Source organism: Tabrizicola thermarum (assembly GCF_003574395.1).
GTDB classification, from domain to species: Bacteria; Pseudomonadota; Alphaproteobacteria; order Rhodobacterales; family Rhodobacteraceae; genus Tabrizicola; species Tabrizicola thermarum.
Window position 1 is genome coordinate 49,320 of the sequence record NZ_QMJY01000018.1, and the last position, 26,139, is coordinate 75,458.

The following is a 26,139-nucleotide window of genomic DNA, read 5'->3' on the forward strand; positions in this document are numbered from 1 at the left end:
CGTCATGTCAGGCGCAAGTTGGGGCGTGGCGGTTCAATCACGGGGAGAGTTCCAATGAAACGGTTTTCGAGGCTAGCCATCCTTGCGGCGCTGGTTGCCGGACCTGCCGGGGCGGAGACGGTCAAGCTGACGCTTCTGGGCGTGGGCGACGTCTACAACTTCGAGGAAGAGGACGGGCGCGGCGGCTTTGCCCGTTTGAACGCGGTGGCCAAGGCCGAGCGCGCGGCCAACCCGAACACGCTGTACCTGTTCAACGGGGACATGCTGTCGCCCTCGCTCGCCTCGGGGTTCGACAAGGGGCAGAACACCATCGACTTCACCAACCTGGTGCCCTTCGATCTGGCTGTGCCGGGGAACCACGAGTTCGACTTCGGGCCCGAGAATTTCATGGAGAAGATGAAGGCGTCGAAATACCCCTGGGCGGCGATCAACATCACCAATGGCGACGGGTCGGCGATCGAAGGCCTGGGCGGGGTGATGGTGAAAGAGGTTGCCGGCCTGAAGGTCGCGCTGATCCCGGTGGCGCAGGATACCTCGCCCGAAGTGTCGTCCACGGGCAGCCTGAAGTTCCTGCCGACGGTGGAAACCGGGGTCGCAGCGGCCAAGGCGGCGCGGGACGAGGGCGCCGACCTTGTCGTCGGCGTGGTGCAGACCAACATGGAGAACGACCGCGCGCTGATGGCGAGCGGGGCTTTCGATGTGATCCTGTCGGGGGACGACCATTCCTATGCCACGGCCTATGACGGGCGGACGGCCTATGTGGAGACAAGCATCGACGGGCAGTTCCTGTCTCCGGTTGACCTGACGGTCGAGATCAAGGTGGCCGAGGATGGCAAGCGGTCGATCAGCTGGGTGCCCGCTTTCCGCTTCATCGACACGGCCACGGTGACGCCGGACCCGGACTCGGTGGCGATGGCAGATGCCTTGCGGGCGCAGATGGACGAGACACTGAACGTCGAGATCGGCACGGTCGAGGCGCCGCTGGACAGCCGCCGCAACGTGGTGCGGGGCGAGGAGGCGACGATGGGCAACCTGATCGCTGATGCGATGCGGGATGCGACGGGGGCCGACATCGCGATCATGAACGGCGGCGGCATCCGCGGTGACACGACCTATGAGGCGGGCCGAAAGCTGACGCGGCGCGACATCCTGACGGAACTGCCCTTCGGCAATGTCACGGTGGTGACGGAACTGCCGGGGTCGCAGGTGTTGCTGGCGCTGGAGAACGGGGTCAGCCAGGTCGAGAAGGGCTCGGGACGGTTCCCGCAGGTTTCCGGCCTGACCTTTGCCTTCGATGCCTCGGCCCCGGCGGGGTCGCGGGTCAGCGAGGTGATGGTGGGCGGCGCGCCTCTGGAGGCGGACAAGCTGTACAAGGTGGCGGTGAACGATTACATCCTGGGCGGCGGCGACGGTTATGCGGCGCTGGGCGGCGGGCGGATCGTCACGGATGGGCCAACCGGGCAGCTGGTTGCCAATGACGTGATGGCCTATGTCGAGAAGCTGGGCAGCGTGAAGGTCGCGGTCGAGGGCCGGATCAGGAAGCTGGGGCAGTAGGGATCAAGGCCGCACCACGCTGTGCAAGGCTAGGTCGCGGCTTTCGTCGTCCTTGAAGAAGGCCATCCATTCTTCGGCCCCGTCCGGGTGCCTGTGGATCATGTGCGGGGCGCCGGTCATCTCGGCGCCCTTTGCCATGAGGCTGGCATGGGCCGTGGCGATGTCGGGAGTGGAGAGGTAAAGGATGTCGGCTTCGTCCCGCGCGCCGGTTTCGCGGAGCATGAGCCGAGTGCCGCCAAGGTCGAAGAAGGCGAGGCCGGGAAAGGCGTAGAGCTCGGGGATCTGCAGCGTGTCGCGCCAGAAAGTGCGGGCGCGGTCCAGGTTTTCGACTCGGCGGGCGATTTGCGAGAGCAGGGGCATGGCGATCCCTTCGGAGTGTTGGCGGGCGGACCCGGCGCGGATGCCGGGCCAATAGCGGAGGTCGTGGCGCGAGGTGAGGCCCAGCTTGTCGCGGGCGGCGCGGGCCTGAGCCTTGACGGCATCGGGGCTGATGCCAAGGAGCCGGGCGATGGCCGCCGTGGACTGGCCGTGGCGGACAAGCTCGACCACGCGCCATTCGGCGGGGGTGAGCTGGTCGGGGTGGGGCGGGCGTCCGCGGGCCATGGCGCAAGGCTAGCGTGGATGGGGTCGAATTTCACTCCCCCAGCGGCTTGGCCGGGGCGCGGCTTGAGCCTATCTTCGGAGCATGTGCGGACGCTTCACCATAACCCATCCGAACGAAGCCTTGGCGGCGCTGTTCGATGCCGTGCCGGGCAACGACCTGCCGCCGGTGCCGAATTACAACGTCTGCCCGACGAACACGGTGGCGGTGGTCACCTCGGAGGGCGGGGTGCGGCGTCTGCGGGCGATGCGCTGGGGGTTCATCCCGACCTGGTACAAGGCGCCGAACGATGGGCCTCTCATCATCAACGCCCGGTCCGATACGGTGGCGACGAAACCCGCCTTCAGGTCTGCCATCCGCGAGCGGCGTTGCATCGTTCCGGCCAGCGGGTTCTACGAATGGAGCGAGGGGGAGAACAAGGCGCGGTTGCCCTGGTATTTCACCCGGGCGGACGGTCTGCCGATGGCGCTGGCCGGGGTCTGGCAACGCTGGGGTGACATGGACACGGTGGCGATCGTGTCAACCGAGGCGGGGCCCGGGATGGCAGCGATCCACCACCGCGAGCCGGTGATCCTGGAGCGCGAGGACTGGCCCTTGTGGCTGGGCGAGGCGGGGCACGGGGCGGCCGTCCTGATGAAGGCCACCGCCGAAGGGGTGATGACAAAGCCCTACCGCGTGGGCGTCGCGGTCAATTCCAACCGCGCCTCCGGGGCGCAGTTGATCGAGCCCATCGCGGCCTGAAAGCGCCGTCAGTCCGGGATGACGGCGGTCGCGTCGATTTCCACCAGCCATTCGGGGCGGGCCAGCGCCACGACGGTCAGCCCGGTGCAGACGGGATGCACGCCCCTGATGTATTCGCCCATCACCCGATAGACGGGTTCACGGTGGCGGACATCGGTCAGATAGACCACCAGCTTGACGAGGTGCTCCATCTTCCCGCCGGCTTCCTCGATCAGCTGCCTGATGTTCTGCATGACCTTGTGCGTCTGGGCGGCGGGGTCGGTGGTCATCAGGCTTTCCGAGGTGTCGAGGTCCTGCGGGCAGGCGCCCCGGAACCAGAGCGTGGTGCCGCCCCGGGTGGCGACCAGGTGGCAGAGGTCGTTGTCGAGGTTCTGCTCGGGGTAGGTCACCCTGGTGTTGAACTTGCGGTAGCGGGTGTGGGTGGTCATCTGGTTTGCCTCATCCTCTGGCTGCGACCTGGGTCGCGATGTGTTCGCCGTCCTTCCAGCAGCCCCAGATGAAACTGGAGCCGCGCCGTGTCAGCCAGGGCAGGCCGACGAAGTAGAAGCCCGGAACGCGCGTCACGCCCCGGGAATGGTCGGGTCGGCCTTCCGGGGTCAGCACCGGAAGGTCGAGCCAGCCGTAGTCATAGGCAAAGCCCGTGGCCCAGATGATCGTGCCGATGCCTTCGGCCTTCAGGTCCAGCGACCGGGTCGGGTCGGTCAGGCAGGGGGGATCGGGGTAGGTCCGGCGGGCTTCGGGGTCCTCGGGCAGGTCGAGGCCATGGGCACGGACATGGGCGTCGCATTCGTCCAGAAGGCTCGCCAGATAGCGGTCGCCGTTGGCGATGTTGGTCAGCAGATCGTCGGCGATGGTCAGGATGCCGTTCTGGCAGGCGCTTGTCCGGCCAAGCAGCCGCAGACCCTCGCCCGCGAGGCGGCGGAAGTCGATGGTCTGCCCGCCATAGGCGCCCGAGACGGCGATGGTCACATGTTCGGTGCCGGGGGAGGGGGCTTCAAGGTCCCATTTCCCAAGCGCGCCCAGCCACCAGACGAAATCCTTGCCGCGATAGCGGCGGGGCGGGCGGTCGTGGGGGCCGAGCGACAGCCAGGTCGGGCGGCCGGCGCGGTTCAACTCATCGGCGATCTGGGTGCCGGAGGAGCCGCCGCCGACGACCAGAACGCCTCCGGGCGGCAGTTGCGCGGGGTTGCGGTAGTGGGTGGAATGGATCTGCATCAGGCCGAGGTCGTCGGGGACCAGCGGCGGGATCATCGGCTTCTGGAACGACCCGGTGGCCGAGATCACATTGCGGGCGGTGATCGTCCCGGCGGGGGTCGTGGCGTGGAAGAGGCCGTCGGGTCCATGCGTGAGCCGCGTCACCTCCACCCCTTCCCGGATCGGGCAGCGGTTGCTGCGGGCGAAGGCGCGGAGGTAGTCGGCCACGTCCTCTTTCCCTGGGAAGGCGTCGGGGTCGGTTGCAAACTCCATCTCGGGAAAGCGGTCGTGCCAGGCCGGACCATTGGCGACCAGCGAGTCCCAGCGTTCGGCGCGCCAGCGGTGGGCGATCTGGTGGCGTTCAAGGACGAGGTGCGGCACGCCCTTGCGCCCGAGATGGACCGAGGTGGCGATCCCGGCCTGCCCGGCCCCGATCACCAGCGTATCGACATGTTCGGCGGTCATGGTCGGGGTCCTTTCAGGCGGGCAGGCGGGAGGGAAGGGGGTCAAGGGCCGCCACCTCGCGGCGGAAGGCAGGGGTGTCGCCGCGGTCGTCGGGCTGGTCCAGCTCCTCGGCAAAGCGGCGGCCGGCGTAGGTGGCCCAGGCGATGGGGCCGGGGGCTGCGGCGTCGCCGATCAGCTTGACGGAGCGGATCCCGGCGGCTTCCCACTCGCCCTGCCGGGCGCGGAGGTCTTGGTAGAGCGTATCATGCGGCGTGCGCGAAGTGACCATCACCACGGCATCGGCGGGCAGGGTTTCGGTGCGGCCGGTCCAGGTGCAGGCCAGCGTGACCTCGCCCGCGCCGATGGTTTCGGGGGCCTTGTTGACGATGACGTTGACCCCGATGTCCAGCATCCGGCGCATGATGATGCCCTGTTCCAGGGTGTTCGTCGTCCATTCGGCGATCTTCGTCGCAGGGCAGACCAGATCGACCGTGCAGCCACGGGAGATCAGAAGCTCGGCCAGGACCGAGCCCATGTAGAAATGGTCGTCGTCGTAGATCGTCACGCGCCCGGCCGAGGGGCCGGCGCCCGCCATCAGGTCGTCGGGGGTGAAGACGGGCATGGCGGGGTCGGTCGGGATCGGATGCAGGTGAAGCCGCGCCACGGTGTCCCGCCGCCAGCTGGCCCCGGTGGCGATGGCCACGTGTTCGGCACCCATGGCCAGGACGTCATCGGCGGTCAGACGGCTGTCGCGATAGACGTCGAGATTGGTCATCGGGGCGATCTGGCCGGTGCGGTAGTCGGCGACCCGGCCCCAGGCGGAAAGGCCGGGGAGGAGGCGTTCCCTGGCCACGCGACCGCCGAGGGTGGTCGTCGCCTCGGCGAGCGTCACCTGATAGCCGCGCCGGGCGGATTGCAGCGCGGCCTCAAGCCCCGCTGGCCCGGCGCCGACCACCAGCACGCTGGTTGACGGCCCCTTGGGGCGCGGCCGTTCCGGGTGCCAGCCCTTGCGCCATTCCTCCATGAAGGCGGTGTTCTGGGTGCAGCGGCTGATCGCGCCGGTCATGTCGCCTGACACGCAGATGTTGCAGCCGATGCATTCGCGGATGTCCGCGATCCGGCCTTCCTCGATCTTCTTCGGCAGGAAGGGGTCGGCGATCGAGGGGCGGGCGGCGCCGATGAAATCGAGGATGCCGGAGCGGATCTGCCGCACCATGGCATCGGCGCTGGTGAAGCGTCCGACGCCGACCACGGGGCGCGAGGTGAGCGCCTTGATCCCGCGCACGAGGTCTTCCTGAGCGCCTTCGTCCTTGAAGCGGGACGTGCCCGAGCAGGCCTCCCATGTGCCATGGGCGAGGTCCCAGAGATCGGGCAGGTCGCCGTGCATCTCGACGAAGTCGCGGACCTCGGCGTTGGAAAAGCCATAGGGGCCGTCTTCATGCAGGCTCATCCGGTAGGTGATGGCCAGTTCGCCCCTGGTTTCCTCCCGGGCGTCCTCGATCACTTCGCGGAGGAAGCGGGCGCGGTTTTCCAGGGACCCGCCGTAGTCGTCGGTCCGCTGGTTGGTGGCGCGGGACAGGAAATGCTGGAAGATGCCGAAGCCGTGGGCGCCGTAGAGGCAGATCAGGTCGAAGCCAGCGGTCTGGGCGCGGCGGAAGGCGTTGCGGAACCAGCGGCGCAGGTCACGGATATCCTCGCGGTCCAGGGTGCGGGCCTGGACGGGGTCGGAGGTGAAGGTCAGGATCGGCCCGCCGGTCACCGCAAGCGGCACGTCGCGGGAATAGAGGTTCGGGCCGTTGATCCCGGAATAGGCCAGCTGGATGCCCGCGAGCGCGCCATGGGATTTCATCGCCTCGGCCATGCGGGCGAGGGCGGGGATGTCCTTGTCCTCCCACAGGTGCTGTTCGATGAAGGGGGTGATCTCGGACGAAGGGTGGATTTCCGTCTGTTCGGTGAAGATCACGCCCCATCCGCCCTCGGCCTTGGTGCGCCGCATCTCGGCCACGGCGGAAGGGTCGCGGTAGCCGCCACCGTTGCAGTGCGGGACCTGATAGAAGCGGTTCTTCGCGGTCTTCGGCCCGATCCGGACGGGGTCGAACAGGATGTCGTAGCGGCTGTCCAGGGTCATGGGTCAGATGGTCCTCAAGTCCTGCCGTTGGGTGCTGATCCGCTGCGGATCGACCGGGGGGATGTCGGCGATCAGGAGGGCCGGGTGTTCGCCCGCCTGGGCCAGCACCTCGCCATGCGGCCCGGCGATCAGGCTGCCGCCGACATAGGTCAGGTCGCCCTCGGTGCCGCAGAAGTTGGCATAGGCGATGGCGAGGCCGTGGTTCGCGGCCATGGCCGGGACGGTGTGCCGGACCACATGGGTGAAGGGCTGCATGTTGGCGGTCGGGACCAGGATCGCCTCGACCCCCCGCGCGGCAAGAGAGGCGACATGGGGGGCGAATTCGACGTCGTAGCAGATGAGAAGCGCGAGTTTGCGGCCTGCAAGGTCGAAGGTCACATGCCGGTCGCCGGGCCGGTAGATCGCCTTTTCGCGCGGCCCGTAGAGCTGGATCTTGCGGTAGCGGGCGAGGTCGCGCCCATCGGGGCCGATACAAAGCGCCGTATTCCAGATCGCGCCTTCCGCTGCTTCGGCAAAGCCAAGGACGAGGGCGGAGCCGGACCGACCCGCCGCCGCGCGCAGGCGGTTCAGCGCCGGGGCGTCATCGGGCAGCGCAAGACCCGCGACATCGGGCTGGTTGTAGCCAGGCAGAAAGACCTCGGGCACGACAAGGGCTGTGGCGCCTGCGGCACCGGCAGCGGCGAGCGCGCGTTCGATCACGGCGCAGGCAGCGTCAAGGTCACCGCCGGGGGAGGGCGCTTGGAGGACGGCGAGGCGCATCATGTCACCATTCGGGAAAGGGCCCTGCCGGATCGGCCCGGCAGGGCGGTGCGGGAATCACTTCTTCAGGTTGGTCCAGATAGCGTCGTACATCGCCTGGGTTTCGGCATCGCAGGCCTGGATGAATTCGCCCTTCTGGCCCGCCGGCGTGTTGTTTTCCGGCGAATCCTTGATTGCGGCATCCAGGAATTCGGTCGCGCCCAGAACCCCGGGGCTGTAGGCGGCGTAATTGGTCACGGCAGCCGCGTTCTGCGGATCAAGCAGGAAGTTCATGAACTTGAGCGCATTGTCGCGGTTCGGCGCGTCCTTCAGCAGGACCACGTTGTCCATCCAGACGACATAGCCTTCCTTGGGAAAGCCGTATTCGACGTTGGCACCTTCGGCCCGGGCCTTGGCGGCAAAGCCGTTGTAGATCATCCCCGCCGCCGCATCGCCCGAGACCAGCACGTCCTTGGCGATGTCCGATCCGAACGAGGCCCAGTTTTCCTTGGCCGCAAGCAGCATGTCGTTCAGCGCCTTCAGCTGCGCGCGGTCGCTGCTGCACTGGGGGATACCCATGTAAAGCGAGGCGAGCGCAAGGACTTCGCCCTGGCTGTCGAGGACGTTGATCCTGCCCTTCAGCTCTTCCGGCGGGTCGAAGATGATGGACAGCGAGCCGATGTCGCCCTTGTACACATCGCGGTTCACCGCATAGGCGGTGGAGCCCCACTGGTACGGGATCGAATGCTTGCGGCCGGGGTCGAAGGGGACGTCGAGCCACTGCGGGTCGATGTTGGCGAAGTTCGGCATCTCTTCGGGCGCGAATTCGCCCAGGATGCCTTCGCCGCGCATGATTTCCACCATGTAGTCGCCGGGAACCGCCACGTCGTACTGGCCGAGTTTCCCGGCTTTCAGCGAGGCCAGCATCGCCTCGTTGCTGTCGTAGGTGTCGATTGTCACCTTGATCCCGGTCTCGGCGGTGAACTTGTCCACCAGTTCCTGCGGGATGTATTCGAACCAGTGGTAGACCTTCAGTTCCCCTTCAGCGAAGGCCGGGGTGGCGAGAAGGGTGGTGAGGGCCAGAAGTCGTTTCATGCGGTGTCTCCCTGTGCTTATCGGGCCGGGCGGCCCCTGCGGTTGATGAGGTAGCTGAGGCTGACGAACAGGACCGAGACCCCCAGCATCAGGGTCGAGATCGCCATGATGTTCGGCTTGATCCCCTGTTTCACCGACCCGAAGATCGCGGTGGGCAGGGTCTCCATCCCGGCACCCTTGACGAAGTTGGTGATGATGAAGTCGTCGAGGCTGATGATGAAGGCCAGCAGGTAGCCCGAAAGGATGCCGGGGCCGAGCAGCGGCAGAAGGATCAGGCGGAAGGCCTGCCAGGGGCTGGCGTAAAGGTCGCGGGCGGCCTGTTCGTAGAAGCCCTCGATCCCCGACAGCCGGGCCGCGATGGGCAGGTAGGCGAAGGGGATGCAGAAGGTGATGTGGGCGATGAGGATGGTCAGGTAGCCGGTGGTCAGCCCGATGGTGGTGAAGAAGATGAGGCTGGCCACGGCGACCACGATTTCCGGGACCAGCAGCGGCAGGTTGATCAGCGCATAGCTGGCCGTCTTGCCCCGGAACCTGCCGCCGCGGATCATCGCCAGGGCTGCGGCCGTGGCGATCACGGTCGAGACGGTCGCGGCGATGATGGCGATGGTCAGCGAGTTCCACGCGGCCTGACCGAAGCGCGCTGCCTCGGGCCCGGTGAAGACATCGGCATACCAGCGCAAGGAAAAGCCGCCCCAGCTGGTGATCGAGGTCGAGCCGTTGAAGGAATAGACGGCAACCACGGTCAGCGGCAGGTAGAGGACCAGAAGGCAGAGAAGGGTGATGGCCAGAAAGCCGGGATAGTGACGGACGCCCTTCATCGCTCGGCCCTCGTCGCGGCGCGGGCCTGGATCATCAGGACGATCAGGACCAGCGTCATCAGGATCACCGACACCGCCGCGCCGAAGGGCCAGTTGCCCTGGCTGCCCCGGAACTGCTCGTCGATCAACGAGCCGATCATGAAGGTCTTGGCCCCGCCCAGAAGGTCGGGCGCAAGGAAGGCGCCAAGGGCGGGGACGAAGACCAGGATGCATCCCGCGACGATGCCGGGCCGGACGACGGGCAGCACCACCTCGACCAGCGTGCGCCAGCGGTTGGCGCCAAGGTCGGCTGCGGCTTCGGAGAGGGCGAAGTTGTAGCGTTCCACGGCGGCGTAGATCGGCAGGACCATGAAGGGCAGGTAGCTGTAGAACAAGCCAAGCTGCACGGCGAGGTTGGTGTTCAGGAGGGCGAGGGGCTGGTCGATCAGGCCCATTCCGATCAGCGCGTCGTTCATCGGCCCCTGGTCGCGCAGGATGAAGCGCAGCGAGACGGTGCGGATCAGGAGGTTGACCCAGTAGGGGATGGTAATCAGGAACAGCCACACCGGGCGCGAGGTTTCCGGCCTTGTGGCGATGAACCAGGCCGTCGGAAAGCCGATGAGGAGACAGAAGAGCGTGGCCAGCCCCGCCTGCCAGATCGATCGCCAGAAGATCATGATGTAGGTCCATTCGATCCGGGCGGGTTCGTCCCCGAACAGGCCGCGGTCGAAAAAGAACTGGTCGTAGGCGGCAAGGGTGAAATCCCAGATGACGCCGCCGCGAAACTCCTTGGTCAGGAAGGAATAGACGACCATCAGAAGGACGGGGAGCAGAAGGAAGGTGCCGATCACCGCCCAGGTCGGCGCGAGGAGCGGCCGGCGCAGGCGGGCATAGGTCGCGTCGCTGCCGCCGGTTTCGGGGATGGGTGCCGCCCCGGCCATCAGTCGGCCAGAAGACGCGCCGCGCCTTCCTCCAGCTTCAGCCCGATGCGCGCGCCGGGGTCCGGCAGGGCCGTCCGCGATGCGTTCTGCAGGCGGAGCGCGAACGGCTCACCCCCATCCAGCCGGGTGATGAGGTGCAGGTCGGTGCCAAGGTAGATCACCCGTTCGACGGTGGCGTGCAGGTCTGGCGCATCGGCCGCAAGCGCAACCCGCTCAGGCCGGATCGAGAGGGCATGGCGTCCGCCAGAGTTCGTGGCGGCTGCGCAGACCACCCGGTGGCCGCCCGGCAAGGTGACTGTCGCACGACCGTCCGAGACGCTGTCCACCTCGACCTCGATCAGGTTCGTCTCGCCGATGAAGTCAGCGACAAAGCGGTTGACGGGGGCTTCGTAGATTTCGCGCGGGGTGCCGATCTGCTGGACCCGGCCCGCCGACATCACCGCGATCCGGTCGGACATGGCCAGGGCTTCCTCCTGGTCGTGGGTGACGAAGATGAAGGTGATCCCGGTTTCCTCTTGCAGGGCCTTGAGTTCCACCCGCATCGCCTGGCGCAGCTTCAGGTCCAGTGCCGACAGCGGCTCGTCCAGGAGCAGGACCTTCGGCTGCGGCGCCAATGCCCGGGCCAGCGCCACGCGCTGCTGCTGGCCGCCCGACAGTTGCGCGGGCTTGCGGTCGGCGAAGCCCGACAGATGGACAAGCTCCAGCATCTTCGCCGCTCGGGCGTTGCGTTCGGCCAGGCCCATGCCCTTCATCTTCAGGCCGAAGGCCACGTTCTCCAGCACGGTCAGGTGCGGGAACAGGGCATATTGCTGGAAGACCGTGTTGACCGGGCGCTTTTCCGGCGGCAGGGACGCGATCCTTTCGCCGAAGAGGAGGATCTCGCCCTCGGTGACATCCTCGAACCCGGCCAGCATCCGCAGAAGGGTGGTCTTGCCGCAGCCCGAGGGGCCGAGGAGCGTGAAGAATTCGTTGTCGGCGATGTCCATCGACACGTCCTGAAGCGCGGTCACGGGGCCGTATCGCTTTACGGCCCGGCGGATCGAGATCGCCGTCTGCATCCTTGGTATACCCCTTGATTCGGGGGTAAAGGGTATGCTCGGCGGTTTTGGGTTGTATATACCCCCGCAGAGGTATCGATGCGATCAGAGCCCTTTTCCGTCGAGCAGAAGCTGGCCGCGGCCATCCGTGCCAACGGAACGGGCGATTTTCCGGCTGCCCTGTTCGACTATCTGGTCGAGGCGACCGAAGCCGACAATCTGGTCATTCTTGCCTTTCCCAGGGGCGGTGCGCCGCAGGTCCTGTTCCACAAGGCCGAGGACCAGCGAGTCTTTGCGCAGATCGAGACGACCTATGTGGACGGTGCCTATCTTCTGGATCCGATCTACGAGCTGCAACGGTCCGGCGCGCCGCCGGGGGCGTATCGTCTGCTGGACATCGCGCCCGACGCCTTTCACCGCAGCCGGTATTTCCAGGAATACTACCGGCAGACCACGATCCAGGATGAGGTGGCCTTCCTTCTGTATCCGCGGCCGGGGGTCGGGCTGACGCTGTGCATCGCGCGGGACGGCAGTTCCGGCCGGCCATTTTCGCCTCGGGCGCTGGAGACCTGCCAGCGCATCGCCCCCGTCGTCGTGGCCCTTGCCGAAAAGCACTGGCCCGATCTTGCTGGCGAGCCGCAGGAAGGGCCGGATGCTGTGGCGCGGATGACCAGGGCGCTGGAGCGGGACAGGGGCATCGTCCTTTCGGCCCGGCAAAGCGAAGTCGCGCTGTTGATCCTGCGCGGACACTCGACCGCGTCGATCGCGCAGCGGCTGGGGCTTTCGCCGTTGACGGTAAAGGTGTTCCGCCGCCAGATCTACCAACGCTGCGCGATCTCGTCCCAGGCTGAACTCTTCGCCCTCATGATCCCGCATCTGGATATCGCCCGGACAAGCCCGACCAAGCCATAGGTCACTGCAAGGTTGATCCGCGTGTTCTGCCGTTCCGGCCGATGAGGGATGGAACGGGCTCGGCTAGCCCTGCTGGCATGTGGTCTTTTCACCATGCGTGTCTTGTTCCGTGCCTTTTCCCGTTTCCCTTCGGGGCGAGAGCGCAGGAGGTGGCCGCTACACCTCTGGAAATCCAGCCGTCCGGCAAGGCCTATCCGAGATCCCGGGCTATTGCGGCATCCAGACCGATGTCGGATATCATGATCCGACTGGCGCCTTGCCGGCACCGGACAGGCGGCAGCAAGCTGCAAGGCCGCCGCAGCCTGACGAAGCCGTGCCGGACATCGCCCCGACCGCCCGTCTGTTGACGGCAACGCCGGCAGCGGCAGCCCTGGCGCGGACGGTGAAGACGAACGGCGTGATCCTGCAACCCGGCTGAGCCATGCGCGACACCTTGTGCCGCATCCCGCACGGACAGGCTGCTGATTCCGGGAAGCATCGGCCTTCTGATGCGGTCGGCAGCCCGCCTGCGCGCCGAACGCGAGGCTGACTGGTGGCTTCCGGTCGCTGCCCACCCGGGCCGAACGTCGGGGCGGCGCCGGATGGACCATGCGGATGCCCGCGATCTGGCGGCCGGCCATCGTCGGGCCACCACCTCTCTGGCGATTGCCGGGGAAATCTCTCTCGACCGGGCGCTGCTTGACTATACCAAGGCGCTCACGGCCCGGGCCCATCCGTGTGTCTGTGTCCCGCAGGCGCGGCTTGGCGGGCCGGTGCGCAGGTTCTTCACCGCATCGGCCCCGCAGGCGCTGCGGCGATCCCGGCCATTCATCCTGATCGGGTTACTCTCCAGGGGGCTGATCTGAATGCACTCGCCCCGGCAGCGCGCGTTGCCGGGACGTCGTACTATCAGGCCGCTGCGCGGTGCTGGCTCAGGACCCTCGCCATCGTTTCGCCCATCGCCGAAGGGTTCGGCGCGACGGTGATGCCGGCGGCGGTCAGGATTTCCACCTTCTCTTGCGCGCTTTCGCCGAAGGCCGAAATGATCGCCCCGGCATGGCCCATCTTCCGGCCCTTGGGGGCCGATAGCCCGGCAATATAGGCCACGATCGGCTTGGTCATGTGCTTCGCTGCCCAGGCCGCAGCCTCGGCCTCCTGCGGGCCGCCGATCTCGCCGATCATCATCACGGCGTCGGTCTCCGGATCCTGCTGGAACAGCTCCAGAATGTCGCGGAAGGACGAACCGTTGATCGGATCGCCCCCGATGCCGACGCTGGTCGAGACGCCGATCCCAAGCTCTTTCATCTGCGAGGCGGCCTCATAGCCCAGCGTCCCCGACCGGCCGATGATGCCGACGCGGCCCGGCATGTAGATGTGCGGCGGCATGATCCCCATGAAGCCCTTGCCGGGCGAGATGATGCCCGCGCAGTTCGGCCCGATCAGACGCATCTTGCGGCTTTCCGGATAGCGGCGCAGGAAGCGTTTGACCCGCATCATGTCCTGCGCGGGGATGCCGTCGGTGACGCAGACGGCGGTGCGGATGCCGGCATCCGCAGCCTCCATGATCGCGTCGGCGGCAAAGGGTGGGGGCACGAAGACAAGCGAGGCTTCGGCTCCGGTCGCCTCGACCGCTTCGCGGACGGTGTTGAACAGCGGGCGATCCAGCAGACGCTCGCCGCCCTTGCCGGGGGTCACGCCGCCGACGACGTTGGTGCCGTGCCGTATCATGTCGGCGGCATGGAACTGGCCGATGCGGCCGGACATGCCCTGGACGATGACGCGGGTCTTTTCGGTGATCAGGATGGCCATGCTGTCCTCCTATGCAGCCAGTTTCGGACGGGCGGCCACGGCCTTGGCGGCGGCCTCGGCCAGAGTATCGGCGGTGATGAGCGGCAGCCCCGAGCTTTCGAGGATCGCCTTGCCTTCCTCGACATTGGTGCCCGCCAGGCGGACGACGACGGGGATGGTCATGCCGACCTCGCGGTAGGCCTTCACGACGCCCTCGGCCACCCAGTCGCAGCGGTTGATCCCGGCGAAGATGTTCACAAGGATCACGCTGACATTGCGGTCGGCCAGCACGGTGCGGAAGGCGCGGACCACGCGGTCGGGGCTGGCGCCGCCGCCGATGTCGAGGAAGTTGGCAGGTTCGCCGCCAGCCAGCTTTATCATGTCCATCGTGGCCATGGCGAGGCCCGCGCCGTTGATGATGCAGCCGATGTCCCCGGTCAGGCCCACATAGGCGAGGCCATGGTCCCCGGCGGTGGATTCACGCGGGTCCTCCTGGCTGCGGTCGCGCAGTTCGGCGATCTCGGGGCGGCGGAAGAGGGCCTTGGTGTCGAAGCTCATCTTCGCATCGACCGCCAGAAGGTCGCCCGCCCCGGTGATGACCAGGGGGTTGATCTCGACCATCATCGCGTCAAGGTCGCGGTAGGCGCGGTAGCAGGCCTGAAGGATGGTCACCATCTGGGTGATCTGCGTGCCCGACAGGCCAAGCCCGAAGGCGAGTTCGCGGGCCTGGAATTCCACCAGTCCGGCGGCCGGGTCGATGGTCATCCGGCGCAAGGAGTCCGGGTCGGTTTCGGCCAGATCCTCGATTTCCATCCCGCCATGGGCGGAGGCGACGATCATGATCCGCTCGGATTTCCGGTCGAGGACGAAGCCAAGATAAAGTTCCCTGGCGATGTCGCAGGCCGGTTCGACCCAGAGGCGGTAGACGCCCTTGCCGGTCTGGTCGGTCTGCCTGGTCACCAGCTGGCGGCCGAAAAGGGTGGCGGCATAGTCCTGGACCTCGTCCACCGACCGGCACAATCTGACGCCGCCCGCCGCCCCCCGGCCCCCGGCATGAACCTGGGCCTTCACGACCCAGGCCGAGCCGCCGAGTTCGCGCGCCCGGTAAGCCGCCTGTTCGGGGCTGTAGGCCAGCCCGCCCTTCGGCACCGGCACGCCGAAGCGGCCGAGGATTTCCTTCGCCTGGTATTCATGGATGTCCATGTGCGTCCTCCTTAGGCATGGGCGGGCCTGTCACGGTCTGCCCGCATTGCAGGTCCCTGGTCGGGCAGGGGGCCGTGATGGCCCGCCGGTGCTATTTCGCGCTGATCGCTTCGGCGACGACCAGCACGTTCCGGGCCATCTTCTCGCTGGCCGCGTCGATCATCTTGCCGTCGAGGCTGGCCGCGCCCTTGCCCTGGGCTTCGGCAGCGCGCAGTTCCTCGATGATGCGCCGGGCCTTCGTCACTTCGGCCTCGGTGGGCGAAAAGACCTCGTTCGCCATGGCCACCTGCGACGGGTGGATCGCCCATTTCCCCTCGCACCCCAGCGCTGCCGCGCGGCGCGCACCCGCCTTGTAGCCTTCGGGGTCGGAGAAATCACCGAACGGCCCGTCGATCGGGCGCAGGCCATAGGCGCGGCAGGCGGTGACCATGCGGGCGATGGCGGCGTGCCACTGGTCGCCCGGATAATCGGGGTTCAGCCCGCCGATGTTCACCGTCCGCGCCCGCATCGAGGCGGCGAAGTCGGCGACGCCGAAGTGCAGCGCCTCAAGCCGGCCGCCGAACTGCGCGATGGCCTCGACATTGGCCATGCCAAGCGCGGTTTCGATCAGCGCCTCCAGCCCGACGCGGGTAGAGAAGCCCTTGGCCATCTCGATCTGGTTGACCATGGCCTCGACCATGTAGAGGTCGCCCGGCACGCCGACCTTGGGCACGAGCAGCGTATGCACCCGGCTGCCGGCCTGTTCCATCACATCCACCACATCGCGATACATGTAATGCGTATCAAGCCCGTTGATGCGGACCGAAACGGTCTTGCCCTTCGCGGCCCAGTCGATGTCGTTCAGCGCTTGGATCGCGTTCTTGCGGGCGATTTCCTTTTCCGGCGGGGCGACGGCGTCCTCGAGATCAAGGAAGACATAGTCGGCGGGGCCGTTGGCGGCCTTGTCGATCATCGTCGGGTTGCTTGCCGGAACCGCCAGTTCCGACCGCTGCAGGCGCTGTTTCTTCAGGGGGTAAAGGGTATGGCTCATCGTCTTACTCCGCTGCCAGGGCGACGACCCGGGTGTCCTGTTCGTACACGCTTTGGGCGGCGGCGACCCCCGAACCCAGTTCGACCCTCGCCCCCGCTGCGCGCAGGGACAGTTCGGCGACGGCAAGCGCGGTCAGGCACATTCCCTCGTTCAGGTCGCCCAGGTGGCCGATGCGGAACACCTTGCCCGCCAGCTGGGCAAGGCCCGAGCCGAACGAGGTGTTGTAGCGGCTCAGGCCGATCCGGATCACCTCACGCGCGTCGATGCCTGCGGGCGTGCGGATCGCGGTGACGGTGTTCGAAGCCAGCGAATGATGCTCGGCACAGGTCTCCAGGCCCCAGGCCGCGACCCCGGCGCGGATACCGGCCGCCAGGCGGGCGTGGCGGGCAAAGACGGCGTGCAGACCTTCGCGGTTGATGCGGTTCAGCGCCTCGCGCAGCCCGTGCAGCACCGGGGTCGGGGGCGTGTGGGGGAAGTAGCCGGTTTCGGTCTGAAGCGCGTAGTCCTCGAACTTGAGGAAGCTGCGCACCATTCCATTGCCCCTGGAGGCGGCCATCGCCTTTTCGCTGACGCCCAGGATGCCAAGGCCGGCAGGCGCCATCAGGCCCTTCTGGCTGCCGGTGACGGCGAGGTCGACGCCCCAGTCGTCCATCAGGAAGGGAATCGACCCGATGGAGGAGACGCCATCGACAAAGAGCAGCGCATCGTGGAATGCGGTGTCGAGTGCCCGGCGCACGGCCGCCACATCGGAAGTCACGCCGGTCGCGGTTTCGTTATGGGTGACGAAGACCGCCTTGATCCTGCCCTCGCGGTCCGCGCCCAGGCGGCGGGCGAATTCGTTCGCGGGGGTTCCCGCGCCCCAGGCCAGATCGACAAGTTCCACATCCAGGCCGAGGTCCATCGCCATCCTGGCCCAGAGGGTCGAGAAATGGCCGTGCCTTGCCATCAGCACCCGGTCTCCGGGCGACAGGGTGTTCACGATCGCCGCTTCCCAGGCAGATGTCCCCGAGCCGGGGAACAACATGACGCGCCCCCTTGTGGTGCCGAAGATGGGCTTCAGGTCCGACAGGATCGACAGCACGAAGGTGCCGAATTCGGGCCCGCGCTGGTCCTGCTGGGGCACGTTCATCGCCATGCGCACCGTGTCGGGAACGTTCGTCGGACCAGGGATGTAAAGGTGATTCAGGCCGGGGCGGAAAGTCATCGCGAGTCCTCTGGCGGCTACGTCAGCCGCGACCATGCGATCTGCCCGCAATTTCAGCAAATGCTCTCGGGTTCTGCTGTGAATGCATCAATTTACAGTTTCCATATTTTGTAATATTGTAAACACCACAACACCAGATTTGTGTGCGACGGTATGCAGAAGACCTTCATCGGCCCGCAACTCCGGCGCCTGCGGCAAGAGCGGCGCGAAACTCAGGCGGCGATGGCGCGCACGCTGGGTATCTCGGCGTCCTACGTCAACCTATTGGAAAACAACGAGAGATCCGTCTCGGTGCAGATCCTCTTGCGGCTGATGGAGGAATATGGCGTCGACTGGCGCGATCTGGCCGACGATCAGACAGGGTCGATGCTGGCCGACCTCAGGGCCTGTCTGCAGGACCCGATCTTTGCCGGAAGCCAGCCCGACCTTGCCCAGTTGCGCGCGGCTCTGGTGCATTCGCCCGACCTTGCCGCCGCATTGCTGCGCCTGCATCGTGCCTATGGTTCGGCTATCGACCGCCTGTCGGCGCTGTCGCAGTCGGCGGCGGACCCGGTCGGCAGCCCCGAGGCATCGGTGCACCTGATCTTCCGGCGCAACCGCAACCATTTCCGCGAGCTGGAGACGGCAGCGGAGGGGTTCTGGAATGGCGCTCAGCCGGACCGGGACGACATCTATGCCAGCCTGAAGGCCCGGCTGCGCGACCGGCTGGGCGTAACCGTGCGTCTGGCCCGGGTCGAGGACATGCCGGGCGCGCTGCGCACCTATGACGAGGCGCGTCGGGAGATCCTGTTGTCCGAGGCGCTGGACCATCCCAACCGCAGCTTCCAGCTGGTCCACATGTGCGCCCTGCTGGAATGGCGCGATCTTCTGGACGGGTTGATCGAGCGGGCGGCCCTGGGTGATCCCACAGCGGACAGCCGCCTGAGGGTGGAACTGGCCAATTACTTCGCTGCGGCGGTGCTGATGCCGTACAACGCCTTTCTGGCCGAGGCGCGCGCCACCAAATACGACTTCGACCTGATGGCGACGCGGTTTGGCGTCAGCTTTGAACAGGCCTGCCACCGCGCGACGACCCTGCAACGTGAGGGCGCGCAGGGGGTGCCGTTCTTCTTTCTGCGCATCGACAAGGGCGGCAACGTGACCAAACGGTTCAACGCGACCGAGTTTCCCCTGGCCGAATATGGCGGCGCCTGCCCGCGGCTGGACGTGCACACCTCGTTCCGCACGCCGGGGCGGATCGTGCCGCAGTTCGTGGAAATGCCCGATGGCAGCCGGTTCTTCGTGGTCTCGCGCACGGTGGACCGTCCGACCTGGTTCCGCCATGCGCAGGACAACCGCCTTGCGGTCGCCATGGGCTGCGCGATCGAACATGCCGGGCAGATCGGCTATGCCGAGGGCTTGTCGGTGACCACCGCGCGACTGACCCCCATCGGCATCAACTGCCGCATCTGCCCGCGCACCGGCTGCGACCAGCGGGCGCATCAGGCGGTGATCGACACGCGCCCGGTGGATGAGCGGCGGCGCGGGGCCACAAGGTTCGACGGATGAGGGTCTGTCGGGGCCGGATCAGGTGTGAAATCGCAGGAGGTTGTCCCCCCGGACCGAGGTCAGGCTGCAATCGCCAAACCTCAACCGAAGCCCGCCAAGGATGAACCCCCCGCATCAGAAGGGCCGTCCTGCAGTTCGGCGTCGAGAGCAGATCGTCGCCCGTGTGATGGCCGACAAGGCGGGTTCACGAGGCTGTCCTCGCGCTCATGCGCTTGCCATGGCCCCCCGGCAGGCGTCGGCCAGCGCGTCGGGCAGGGTCAGCAGCGCGGCCAGACCGCAGTTGCCGCGCGTCAGGTCCTCCAGCGTCACCATGTCCAGCTCGTGATAGAAGGCCTCGACCGCACGCGCGATATAGCCGCGCAGGCGGCAGTCGCTGGACAGCGGGCAGGTGTTGCTTTCTGCGTCGAAGCATTCGGCGAAAGGGTAGCCGGCCTCGAACACGCGAAAGACCGATCCCATGGAAATCTGCCGGGGCGCCCGCGCCAGACGCAACCCACCATGCCGTCCGCGCAGGGTCTCGATGAAGCCATGGGCCTGCAACCCGTTCACCACCTGAAGAAGATGGTTCAGCGAGGCATTGCTGAGCCGGGCGATCTCGGCCGTGCGCAGGGTCTTGTCCTGGTTCAGGGCGCAAGCCATCAGCACCCGGGCCGCCAGATTGGTCTTGGTCGTAAGGCGCATTGAAGTCCTGTTCCCGATGCAACTTATTCCATCTTACCCCGCGATGACAGGATGCAACTTGATCCAGATCACATGCGCCGGCATTCGGGTGCGATAAGTCACGACGCAGACTCAAGTTATCGGTAGACCGTTTGGCCCGCTCTGGAACATCATCGCAAGCCCTTCTTGCCCCCGGAAGCCGGGACAGCAGGAAAGCCGCCGCGCTTTCGGTGCTGGCCGGCTTGCTGTGGGTCGGACAGGCCGCTGTGGTGGCGCAGGCGCTGGGTGCGCTGCTCGCCCACGAGGCGGCCCGTCCGGTCCTTTCGGCGGCGGTCTTTGCGGGGCTTGGCGCGCTGCGGGCCGTGCTGAGCCATCTGGCGGAAGCCCTTGCCCAGGACGCTGCCGATGCCGTCATCCGGCAGGCGCGGCTGGCGATTGTCGCCGCCGAGGCGCAGAGGACCGACGACAACCCCTTCGGCGGGGCCGGAGCCATCGCAGCCCTTGCGGGCGAGAAGCTGGAGCTGCTGGGTCCCTTCCTCACGCGCTATGGCCTTGCGCGGGCGCGGGTGATGGTGCTGCCTCTGGTGATCCTGGTGCTGGCCTTCTGGCAGTCCTGGGCGGTGGGCGTGATCTTCCTTGTCGCGGGACCGCTGATCCCGGTCTTCATGGCGCTGATCGGCCTTGCCGCGAAAGAGGCCAGCGCCCGGCAGATGGCCGAGATCGGGACGATGAACGATTTCCTTGTCGAACGGCTGTCCGCGCTGGTCGACATCCGGCTTCTGGGCGCGGGCGAGGCGGTCAAGGCGGGCTTTGCAGCGCAGGCAAGCGACCTGCGGACCCGCACCATGGCCGTGCTGCGGGTGGCGTTCCTGTCCTCGACCGTGCTGGAGCTTTTCGCGGCCATCGGGGTTGCCATGGTGGCGGTCTATGTCGGCTTTTCCCTGCTGGGTGCCCTCGCGTTCGGCTCATGGGGCGCGGCCCTGTCGCCCAAGGCCGGGATCTTTCTTCTGCTGCTCGCCCCCGAGTTCTTTCAGCCGCTGCGCGATCTGGCAGCGGCCTGGCACGACAAGGCCGCCGCCGATGCCGTGCTGGATGAGGTGGCCGCACATGCCGCCGACCCCGGCACACCCTTGCCGGGAGCAGGCGCACAGGCCAGGCCGCTTGCAGGCCCGGCGCGCGTCGTGCTCTCCGGCTGCCAGGTGCCCTCTGGCAAGTCCTTGCCGGATATCGTCATTCAACCCGGGGAACGCGTAGCCATCACCGGGCCAAGCGGTGCAGGCAAGACCAGCGTCCTGCGCCTGATTGCCGGGTTGAGGTTGCCTGAAACGGGCGAGGTGCAGGTTGCGGGACAGGTGCTGAGCGCCGCCAATGCCGACGCCTGGCGGGCGCGCCTTGGCTGGATGCCGCAGGCCCCGCATTTCCTGAACGGAAGTCTGCGCGCAAACCTGACGCTTGGACGGGCGGGCGATCTGCCCCGCGCGCTGCGCACCGCCGCCGTTGCCGATGTGGCGCAGGCCCTGCCGCGCGGCCTGAACACCCGGCTGGGAGAAACCGGAGGCGGCCTTTCGGGGGGCGAGGCGCGGCGGATGACGCTTGCCCGCGCCATCCTTGCCTCGCCCGACCTCATCCTTGCAGATGAACCGACCGCCGATCTGGACCCCGTTACTGCTGCACTGGTCGCCGATGGGCTTCTGGCCGAGGCGGCCCGGGGCGCAACCCTGATCGTCGCCACCCATGATCCGGCGCTTGCGGCGCGCATGGATCGGGTCATCGACCTGGGGGCCGCGGGATGAGGCATCTCTGGCCGATCCTGCGTCTGATGTGGCGCGACCAGCGCAGCGCCCTGCTGCGCGGGGCGGGGCTCAGCGCGGTTGTGCTGGCGATGGGGGCAGCCCTGCTGGGCCTGTCCGGCTGGTTCATCACGGCCGCCGCCGCGGCCGGTCTGGCGGGGGCCGGGGCGAGCTTCGATGTCTTTCGCCCCTCGGCCCTGGTCCGCTTTCTGGCGCTTGGCCGGGCGGCGGCGCGCTATGGCGAGCGCGTTCTGACCCATGACGCCACACTTCGCGCGCTGGAGAGCCTGCGGCTGCGCGTGCTGGAGGCACATCTGGCGGCCCCCCATGACCGGATGCTGCGCATTCGCGGTGCGCAGGCGTTGAACCGGTTGACGGCAGATATCGACGCGCTGGACAGCCTGCCCCTGCGGCTGGCCTTGCCGGTTCTGGCCGGGGCCGGAGTTCTGCTGCTTGCTCTGGCGGTTCTCTGGTGGCTTGTCGGGCCAATGCTGGCGCTGTGGATCACCCTGGGCTACGCGCTCGGTGTCCTTGGGGTGGCGCAGTCTGCGGTGCGGCGGATGCTGCCCTTGTCACGGCGGGCCGAAATGGCGGCGCAGGCCTTTCGCGCGCGGCTCATCGACATGATCCGTGCCAGGGGCGATCTGGCCGTCTACGGCCAGCTTCAGGCGCAGCTTCAGGCCGTCAAGTCCGCCGAGGAAAGACGGTTCGCGCTGCGCACGGCGCTGAACCGGACAGAACGCGGGGCCGGCCTGGCTTTGTCCCTGCTGGCCACGTTCGTCGCCTCTGGCGCCTTGGCGCTGGGACTTTCCGCCGCAGAGGACGGAGCCGTCGAGCCTGCTCTTGCCGCCATGGCCTTCTTCGCCGCCCTGGCGCTGGCCGAAGTGTTGGCCCCCCTGCGCCGCGGCTTGTCGGACCTTGGGCGCATGGCGGATGCCGCGCGCAGGATCGGGCGCGATCTGACCGTTGTGCCGGTGACGACGGGGCCGGATCCGCATGGATCGGGCGATCTTGTCGTGCAAGGTCTGCGCCTCACCCGTCCGGGCGGAGGCACCCTGGTGGATGGCCTGTCGCTGACCTTGCGCCCCGGAGAGACCGTCGCGCTGACCGGACCCAGCGGGTCGGGGAAATCGACGCTGCTTCTGGCCCTGGCGGGTCTGCATCCTGTGGCTGCTGGTCAAGTCATCTTGGGCGGTCTTGCCCTTGATGCCTGGCCCGAAACCGCGCTGCGTGGGGTTCTGACCCTTCTGCCGCAGCGCAGCGTGCTGATGGCAGGATCCGTGGCCGAGGCTCTGATGCTGGCGGGCCCGGCGGCCGAGGCGGAACTTTGGGCCGCGCTGCGCGCTGTGCACCTGGACAAGGTGATTGCACAGAGGGGCGGGCTGTCGACAAGGATCGGTCCCCGTGGCACCGGCCTGTCCGGCGGTGAGGCGCGGCGTCTTGTCCTTGCCCGCGCCCTCTTGCGCCGTCCGAAGGTGCTGCTGCTGGACGAGCCGACCGAGGGCCTCGACGACCCGACCGCCCGCGCGGTTCTGGCCGGTATTCGCGCTTTCCTGCCCGAGGCCGCCATCCTGATTGCCGCCCATCGCCCGGCCGAGATCGACGCGGCCAGCCGGATCATCACGCTGCAATAATTTGCGGTGAAGATGCGACTTATTGATCTGGATCAAGACAAGCAGAACGGTTCATCTATATATCTTCGCATACGACAAGTCTTTGCGGCCGGAGTCTCCGACCGATAACTGGAGCAAAGAGCAATGGAATTCGGGATCGTCGAGCTGTCACGGCTGCAATTCGCCATGACGGCCATGTATCACTTCCTCTTCGTGCCGCTGACGCTGGGTCTGTCGATCCTGGTCGCGATCATGGAGACGGTCTATGTCATGACCAACCGCCCCATCTGGCGGCAGATGACCAAGTTCTGGGGTACGCTGTTCGGGATCAACTTCGTCCTGGGCGTGGCCACCGGCATCACCATGGAATTCCAGTTCGGCATGAACTGGAGCTACTACAGCCACTACGTCGGCGACATCTTCGGCGCGCCGCTGGCGATCGAAGGGCTGATGGCCTTCTTCCTCGAGGCGACCTTCGTCGGGCTGTTCTTCTTCGGTTGGGACAAGCTGTCGAAGGTGCAGCATCTGGTGGTGGCCTGGCTGGTGGCCATCGGGTCGAACTTCTCGGCGCTGTGGATCCTGATCGCCAACGGCTGGATGCAGAACCCCGTCGGCGCCGCGTTCAACCCGCAGACCATGCGGATGGAGATGACCGACTTCTACGCCGTCCTCTTCAACGAGGTGGCGCAGGCGAAATTCGTGCATACCGTGTCGGCGGGCTATGTGACTGCCGCCGTCTTCGTGCTGGGTGTTTCGGCCTGGTATCTGCTGCGCGGGCGGCATGTGGAGCTTGCCCGGCGGTCGATCACGGTGGCGGCGGCCTTCGGCCTCGCCTCGGCCTTCTCTGTCGTCCTTCTGGGCGACGAGTCGGGCTACAACGCCACCCACAGCCAGAAGATGAAACTCGCCGCGATCGAGGCGATGTGGGAGACGCATCCCGCGCCTGCGCCCTTCAACCTGATCGGCTTCCCCGACCAGGAAGCGCGCGAGACGCATTATGCCATCACCATTCCCTGGGCGATGGGCCTGATCGGGACGCGCTCGCTGACCACGGAAATCCCCGGGATCAACGATCTGGTGGCGCAGGCCCAGGATCGCATCCGGTCGGGGATCATCGCCTATGACGCGCTGATGCAGATCCGCGAGCAGCGCGACGCGGTGGATCCTGCGGTCACGGCGACTTTCGAGGCACATTCGGCCGATCTGGGCTTTGCCTTCCTGCTGAAGAAATACGTCGATGACCCGCGCCAGGCGACCGAAGCGCAGATCGTTGCCGCCGCGAACGACACGGTTCCGCAAGTGGCGCCGCTGTTCTGGGCCTTCCGGATCATGGTGGCCCTCGGCTTCGGCTTCATCGCCACGATGGCCTATTTCTTCTGGCGCGCCTCGTTCCGGCAGATGCGCTATCCCCGCTGGGCGCTGCACCTTGCGGTGTGGATGATCCCCGCGCCCTGGATCGCCGCCGAGATGGGCTGGTTCGTGGCCGAATTCGGTCGCCAGCCCTGGACGGTGGACGGCGTGCTGCCCACCGCGATGTCGGTCAGCGCGCTGTCGATCACCGAGGTTGCGCTGACGCTGGCGGGCTTCATCGCCTTCTACACCGTCCTCTTCATCATCGAGATGGGCCTGATGCTGAAATACATCCGCAAGGGCCCCTTCCAGGACGTCTCGGAAACCGAGGCCTGGGTGCAACGCCACAATGACCGGCTGGCCGGGCGGCGCAATGCCGACGCCATCGCCATGCCTGCGGAGTAACGGCCATGATCCTGCATGAACTTGTCAGCTACGAATTCCTTCGTGTCGTCTGGTGGGGGCTTCTGGGCGTCCTTCTGATCGGGTTTGCCCTGACCGACGGCTTCGACATGGGCGTGGGCGCGCTGATCCCCTTCGTCGGCAAGACCGATGTGGAACGGCGCATCGCGATCAACACCGTGGGGCCGGTCTGGGAAGGCAACCAGGTCTGGTTCATCCTTGGGGGCGGGGCGATCTTCGCCGCCTGGCCGCCGCTTTACGCCGTCAGCTTCTCGGGCTTCTACCTTGCGATGTTCGTGGTCCTTGCCGCCTTCATCGTGCGGCCCGTGGCGTTCAAGTATCGGTCGAAGCGCGAGGATGCGCGCTGGCGCAATGCCTGGGACTGGGCGCTGTTCGCCAGCGGGGCCGTCCCGGCGCTGCTGTTCGGCGTGGCGGTCGGCAACGTGATCCAGGGCGTGCCCTTCCACTTCACCGATGACCTGCACGCGATCTACGAGGGCGCGTGGTATGCCAAGTTCATCGGCCTTCTCGACCCGTTCTCGATCCTTGCCGGGGTGGTGTCGCTGGCGATGCTGGTGATGCACGGCGGGGCCTGGCTGACGCTGAAGGCCGACGGTGCGGTGCAGGCGCGCGCCCGTGCCATCGGTTCGGTGGCCGCCCTTGTCGCGGTCGGGGCCTATGTCCTGGCCGGTCTGTGGCTCGCCTTCGGGATCGAGGGCTACCGGATCGTCGGCGACTATACGACCTCCGGCCCGTCGAACCCGCTGCATTTCGAGGTGGAACGTACCGGAAGCTGGCTTGCCGCCTACAGCGACCGCCCGTGGATCGTGATCGCCCCGGTCATGGGCATCCTTGGGCCGCTGCTGACCTTCCTGGGCCTGCGGGCGGGCCGCGAAGTCTCGACGCTGCTCTTCTCCAAGATGGCGATCCTGGGCGTGATCTCGTCGGTCGGGCTGACGATGTTCCCCTTCATCATGCCGTCGTCCAGCGATCCGCAATCCTCGCTGACCGTCTGGAACAGCTCGTCCTCGCACCTCACGCTCTTCATCATGCTGGTGGTGACGGTGATCTTCATGCCGCTGATCCTGGCCTACACCGCCTGGGTCTACCGTGTCCTCTGGGGCAAGGTCCGGGCGGAGGATGTCACCGAAAACTCCCATTCCGTCTACTGAGAAAGGACTGAAATCATGTGGTATTTCGCCTGGATTCTGGGCCTTCCGCTGGCCGCGATCTTCGCCGTGATGAACGCGATGTGGCTGGAGCTGAAGGAAGACGAAAGGATGCTGAGCCGCGACGACCCCGCCCGCCCGCGTCCCGCGCGGGGCTGACGCGCCGCGCGACACGACCGGCAGGGCGGCACGTCCCGTTGCCCTGCCGGACCCTCTCCATT

General features: G+C 66.9%; 24 protein-coding genes. 10 read left to right on the plus strand and 14 right to left on the minus strand.

What is annotated here, in order from left to right; translation table 11 throughout:
- The first annotated feature begins 54 nt into the window (after window positions 1-54).
- Complete coding sequence (locus tag D5084_RS08480) at window positions 55-1,554, plus strand: bifunctional metallophosphatase/5'-nucleotidase (protein WP_128515096.1); 1,500 nt, start codon at window positions 55-57, stop codon at window positions 1,552-1,554.
- Window positions 1,555-1,557: 3 nt separating this feature from the next.
- On the opposite strand, the gene D5084_RS08485 is transcribed toward D5084_RS08480, so the two are convergent.
- Window positions 1,558-2,157 carry a LuxR C-terminal-related transcriptional regulator gene (locus D5084_RS08485; protein WP_128515097.1) on the minus strand — a complete coding sequence of 200 codons (600 nt, stop codon included), beginning with the start codon at window positions 2,155-2,157 and terminating at the stop codon, window positions 1,558-1,560.
- A gap of 82 nt (window positions 2,158-2,239) precedes the next feature.
- Between D5084_RS08485 and D5084_RS08490 the strand changes: the two genes are divergently transcribed.
- On the plus strand, window positions 2,240-2,896 hold the full coding sequence (locus tag D5084_RS08490) for an SOS response-associated peptidase (RefSeq protein ID WP_128515098.1): 657 nt from the start codon (window positions 2,240-2,242) through the stop codon (window positions 2,894-2,896).
- 8 nt (window positions 2,897-2,904) lie between these two features.
- On the opposite strand, the gene D5084_RS08495 is transcribed toward D5084_RS08490, so the two are convergent.
- The 8 genes from D5084_RS08495 to D5084_RS08530 are packed head-to-tail and all read right to left on the minus strand — an operon-like array spanning window position 2,905 to window position 11,291.
- Window positions 2,905-3,324, minus strand: coding sequence for a RidA family protein (locus tag D5084_RS08495; protein WP_128515099.1), 420 nt, complete (start codon window positions 3,322-3,324; stop codon window positions 2,905-2,907).
- Between the two features lie 10 nt (window positions 3,325-3,334).
- Window positions 3,335-4,555 (minus strand): flavin-containing monooxygenase, encoded by a 1,221-nt coding sequence (locus D5084_RS08500; RefSeq protein WP_128515100.1) that lies wholly within the window; start codon window positions 4,553-4,555, stop codon window positions 3,335-3,337.
- A 13-nt stretch (window positions 4,556-4,568) separates the two neighbouring features.
- Window positions 4,569-6,662: an oxidoreductase gene (locus tag D5084_RS08505; RefSeq protein ID WP_128515101.1), complete on the minus strand. Its 2,094-nt coding sequence runs from the start codon at window positions 6,660-6,662 to the stop codon at window positions 4,569-4,571.
- Window positions 6,663-6,665: 3 nt separating this feature from the next.
- Window positions 6,666-7,424, minus strand: a complete 759-nt coding sequence (locus D5084_RS08510) for a nitrilase-related carbon-nitrogen hydrolase (protein ID WP_354001217.1) — start codon at window positions 7,422-7,424, stop codon at window positions 6,666-6,668.
- Between the two features lie 54 nt (window positions 7,425-7,478).
- A complete protein-coding gene (locus D5084_RS08515; protein WP_128515102.1) occupies window positions 7,479-8,495 on the minus strand; it encodes an extracellular solute-binding protein in 1,017 nt (338 codons plus the stop codon).
- A 17-nt stretch (window positions 8,496-8,512) separates the two neighbouring features.
- On the minus strand, window positions 8,513-9,313 hold the full coding sequence (locus tag D5084_RS08520; RefSeq protein WP_128515103.1) for an ABC transporter permease: 801 nt from the start codon (window positions 9,311-9,313) through the stop codon (window positions 8,513-8,515).
- Window positions 9,310-10,233 carry an ABC transporter permease gene (locus D5084_RS08525; protein ID WP_128515104.1) on the minus strand — a complete coding sequence of 308 codons (924 nt, stop codon included), beginning with the start codon at window positions 10,231-10,233 and terminating at the stop codon, window positions 9,310-9,312. The genes D5084_RS08520 and D5084_RS08525 overlap by 4 nt, the downstream gene beginning before the upstream one ends.
- Window positions 10,233-11,291 (minus strand): ABC transporter ATP-binding protein, encoded by a 1,059-nt coding sequence (locus D5084_RS08530; protein WP_128515105.1) that lies wholly within the window; start codon window positions 11,289-11,291, stop codon window positions 10,233-10,235. Before D5084_RS08530 ends, D5084_RS08525 begins: the two co-directional genes overlap by 1 nt.
- A 78-nt stretch (window positions 11,292-11,369) precedes the next feature.
- Between D5084_RS08530 and D5084_RS08535 the strand changes: the two genes are divergently transcribed.
- Both D5084_RS08535 and D5084_RS08540 read left to right on the plus strand, forming a co-directional pair.
- Entirely contained in the window at window positions 11,370-12,182 is an 813-nt protein-coding gene (locus D5084_RS08535) for a response regulator transcription factor (RefSeq protein ID WP_128515106.1), read from the plus strand.
- A 488-nt stretch (window positions 12,183-12,670) separates the two neighbouring features.
- Window positions 12,671-13,027, plus strand: a complete 357-nt coding sequence (locus tag D5084_RS08540) for a stage II sporulation protein M (protein WP_128515107.1) — start codon at window positions 12,671-12,673, stop codon at window positions 13,025-13,027.
- A 43-nt stretch (window positions 13,028-13,070) separates the two neighbouring features.
- Here the strand turns inward: D5084_RS08540 and sucD are convergent, their stop codons facing one another.
- The 4 genes from sucD to D5084_RS08560 all read right to left on the minus strand — a co-directional run bounded on the left by sucD (window position 13,071) and on the right by D5084_RS08560 (window position 17,386).
- On the minus strand, window positions 13,071-13,970 hold the full coding sequence (gene sucD, locus D5084_RS08545) for a succinate--CoA ligase subunit alpha (RefSeq protein ID WP_128515108.1): 900 nt from the start codon (window positions 13,968-13,970) through the stop codon (window positions 13,071-13,073).
- 9 nt (window positions 13,971-13,979) lie between these two features.
- On the minus strand, window positions 13,980-15,152 hold the full coding sequence (locus D5084_RS08550) for a malate--CoA ligase subunit beta (protein ID WP_128515109.1): 1,173 nt from the start codon (window positions 15,150-15,152) through the stop codon (window positions 13,980-13,982).
- Window positions 15,153-15,243: 91 nt separating this feature from the next.
- Window positions 15,244-16,182, minus strand: a complete 939-nt coding sequence (locus D5084_RS08555; RefSeq protein ID WP_128515110.1) for an HpcH/HpaI aldolase/citrate lyase family protein — start codon at window positions 16,180-16,182, stop codon at window positions 15,244-15,246.
- A 4-nt stretch (window positions 16,183-16,186) separates the two neighbouring features.
- The gene (locus tag D5084_RS08560) at window positions 16,187-17,386 is read right to left on the minus strand and encodes a pyridoxal-phosphate-dependent aminotransferase family protein (RefSeq protein ID WP_128515111.1); all 1,200 of its coding nucleotides are present in this window, start codon (window positions 17,384-17,386) and stop codon (window positions 16,187-16,189) included.
- Window positions 17,387-17,539: 153 nt separating this feature from the next.
- On the opposite strand from D5084_RS08560, the gene D5084_RS08565 reads away from it, so the two are divergent.
- The gene (locus D5084_RS08565; RefSeq protein WP_128515112.1) at window positions 17,540-18,934 is read left to right on the plus strand and encodes a helix-turn-helix domain-containing protein; all 1,395 of its coding nucleotides are present in this window, start codon (window positions 17,540-17,542) and stop codon (window positions 18,932-18,934) included.
- A gap of 204 nt (window positions 18,935-19,138) precedes the next feature.
- On the opposite strand, the gene D5084_RS08570 is transcribed toward D5084_RS08565, so the two are convergent.
- A complete protein-coding gene (locus D5084_RS08570; protein WP_128515113.1) occupies window positions 19,139-19,615 on the minus strand; it encodes an RrF2 family transcriptional regulator in 477 nt (158 codons plus the stop codon).
- Window positions 19,616-19,746: 131 nt separating this feature from the next.
- Here D5084_RS08570 and cydD point away from each other — a divergent pair, with 131 nt between their 5' ends.
- From cydD to cydX, 5 genes are all read left to right on the plus strand, one after another.
- Window positions 19,747-21,387, plus strand: coding sequence for a thiol reductant ABC exporter subunit CydD (cydD, locus tag D5084_RS08575; protein ID WP_128515114.1), 1,641 nt, complete (start codon window positions 19,747-19,749; stop codon window positions 21,385-21,387).
- Entirely contained in the window at window positions 21,384-23,018 is a 1,635-nt protein-coding gene (locus tag D5084_RS08580) for an amino acid ABC transporter ATP-binding/permease protein (RefSeq protein WP_128515115.1), read from the plus strand. The genes cydD and D5084_RS08580 overlap by 4 nt, the downstream gene beginning before the upstream one ends.
- A 123-nt stretch (window positions 23,019-23,141) precedes the next feature.
- The gene (locus D5084_RS08585; RefSeq protein WP_128515116.1) at window positions 23,142-24,752 is read left to right on the plus strand and encodes a cytochrome ubiquinol oxidase subunit I; all 1,611 of its coding nucleotides are present in this window, start codon (window positions 23,142-23,144) and stop codon (window positions 24,750-24,752) included.
- Window positions 24,753-24,757: 5 nt separating this feature from the next.
- Window positions 24,758-25,921 carry a cytochrome d ubiquinol oxidase subunit II gene (cydB, locus tag D5084_RS08590; protein WP_128515117.1) on the plus strand — a complete coding sequence of 388 codons (1,164 nt, stop codon included), beginning with the start codon at window positions 24,758-24,760 and terminating at the stop codon, window positions 25,919-25,921.
- A 15-nt stretch (window positions 25,922-25,936) separates the two neighbouring features.
- On the plus strand, window positions 25,937-26,077 hold the full coding sequence (cydX, locus tag D5084_RS08595) for a cytochrome bd-I oxidase subunit CydX (RefSeq protein WP_128515118.1): 141 nt from the start codon (window positions 25,937-25,939) through the stop codon (window positions 26,075-26,077).
- The last annotated feature ends 62 nt before the right edge of the window (window positions 26,078-26,139 follow it).

What these genes read in the sequence shown, in the direction of transcription:
- D5084_RS08565 (WP_128515112.1), top strand. Translation starts at nt 17,540, where the DNA reads ATGCAGAAGACCTTCATCGGCCCGCAACTCCGGCGCCTGCGGCAAGAG.
- D5084_RS08485 (WP_128515097.1), bottom strand. Translation starts at nt 2,157, where the DNA reads ATGGCCCGCGGACGCCCGCCCCACCCCGACCAGCTCACCCCCGCCGAA.
- D5084_RS08555 (WP_128515110.1), bottom strand. Translation starts at nt 16,182, where the DNA reads ATGAGCCATACCCTTTACCCCCTGAAGAAACAGCGCCTGCAGCGGTCG.
- D5084_RS08540 (WP_128515107.1), top strand. Translation starts at nt 12,671, where the DNA reads ATGCGGTCGGCAGCCCGCCTGCGCGCCGAACGCGAGGCTGACTGGTGG.
- D5084_RS08570 (WP_128515113.1), bottom strand. Translation starts at nt 19,615, where the DNA reads ATGCGCCTTACGACCAAGACCAATCTGGCGGCCCGGGTGCTGATGGCT.
- D5084_RS08500 (WP_128515100.1), bottom strand. Translation starts at nt 4,555, where the DNA reads ATGACCGCCGAACATGTCGATACGCTGGTGATCGGGGCCGGGCAGGCC.
- cydB (WP_128515117.1), top strand. Translation starts at nt 24,758, where the DNA reads ATGATCCTGCATGAACTTGTCAGCTACGAATTCCTTCGTGTCGTCTGG.
- D5084_RS08580 (WP_128515115.1), top strand. Translation starts at nt 21,384, where the DNA reads ATGAGGCATCTCTGGCCGATCCTGCGTCTGATGTGGCGCGACCAGCGC.
- D5084_RS08490 (WP_128515098.1), top strand. Translation starts at nt 2,240, where the DNA reads ATGTGCGGACGCTTCACCATAACCCATCCGAACGAAGCCTTGGCGGCG.
- D5084_RS08525 (WP_128515104.1), bottom strand. Translation starts at nt 10,233, where the DNA reads ATGGCCGGGGCGGCACCCATCCCCGAAACCGGCGGCAGCGACGCGACC.
- cydX (WP_128515118.1), top strand. Translation starts at nt 25,937, where the DNA reads ATGTGGTATTTCGCCTGGATTCTGGGCCTTCCGCTGGCCGCGATCTTC.
- D5084_RS08530 (WP_128515105.1), bottom strand. Translation starts at nt 11,291, where the DNA reads ATGCAGACGGCGATCTCGATCCGCCGGGCCGTAAAGCGATACGGCCCC.
- D5084_RS08560 (WP_128515111.1), bottom strand. Translation starts at nt 17,386, where the DNA reads ATGACTTTCCGCCCCGGCCTGAATCACCTTTACATCCCTGGTCCGACG.
- sucD (WP_128515108.1), bottom strand. Translation starts at nt 13,970, where the DNA reads ATGGCCATCCTGATCACCGAAAAGACCCGCGTCATCGTCCAGGGCATG.
- D5084_RS08520 (WP_128515103.1), bottom strand. Translation starts at nt 9,313, where the DNA reads ATGAAGGGCGTCCGTCACTATCCCGGCTTTCTGGCCATCACCCTTCTC.
- D5084_RS08480 (WP_128515096.1), top strand. Translation starts at nt 55, where the DNA reads ATGAAACGGTTTTCGAGGCTAGCCATCCTTGCGGCGCTGGTTGCCGGA.
- D5084_RS08535 (WP_128515106.1), top strand. Translation starts at nt 11,370, where the DNA reads ATGCGATCAGAGCCCTTTTCCGTCGAGCAGAAGCTGGCCGCGGCCATC.
- D5084_RS08515 (WP_128515102.1), bottom strand. Translation starts at nt 8,495, where the DNA reads ATGAAACGACTTCTGGCCCTCACCACCCTTCTCGCCACCCCGGCCTTC.
- D5084_RS08510 (WP_354001217.1), bottom strand. Translation starts at nt 7,424, where the DNA reads ATGATGCGCCTCGCCGTCCTCCAAGCGCCCTCCCCCGGCGGTGACCTT.
- D5084_RS08550 (WP_128515109.1), bottom strand. Translation starts at nt 15,152, where the DNA reads ATGGACATCCATGAATACCAGGCGAAGGAAATCCTCGGCCGCTTCGGC.
- D5084_RS08505 (WP_128515101.1), bottom strand. Translation starts at nt 6,662, where the DNA reads ATGACCCTGGACAGCCGCTACGACATCCTGTTCGACCCCGTCCGGATC.
- D5084_RS08495 (WP_128515099.1), bottom strand. Translation starts at nt 3,324, where the DNA reads ATGACCACCCACACCCGCTACCGCAAGTTCAACACCAGGGTGACCTAC.
- D5084_RS08585 (WP_128515116.1), top strand. Translation starts at nt 23,142, where the DNA reads ATGGAATTCGGGATCGTCGAGCTGTCACGGCTGCAATTCGCCATGACG.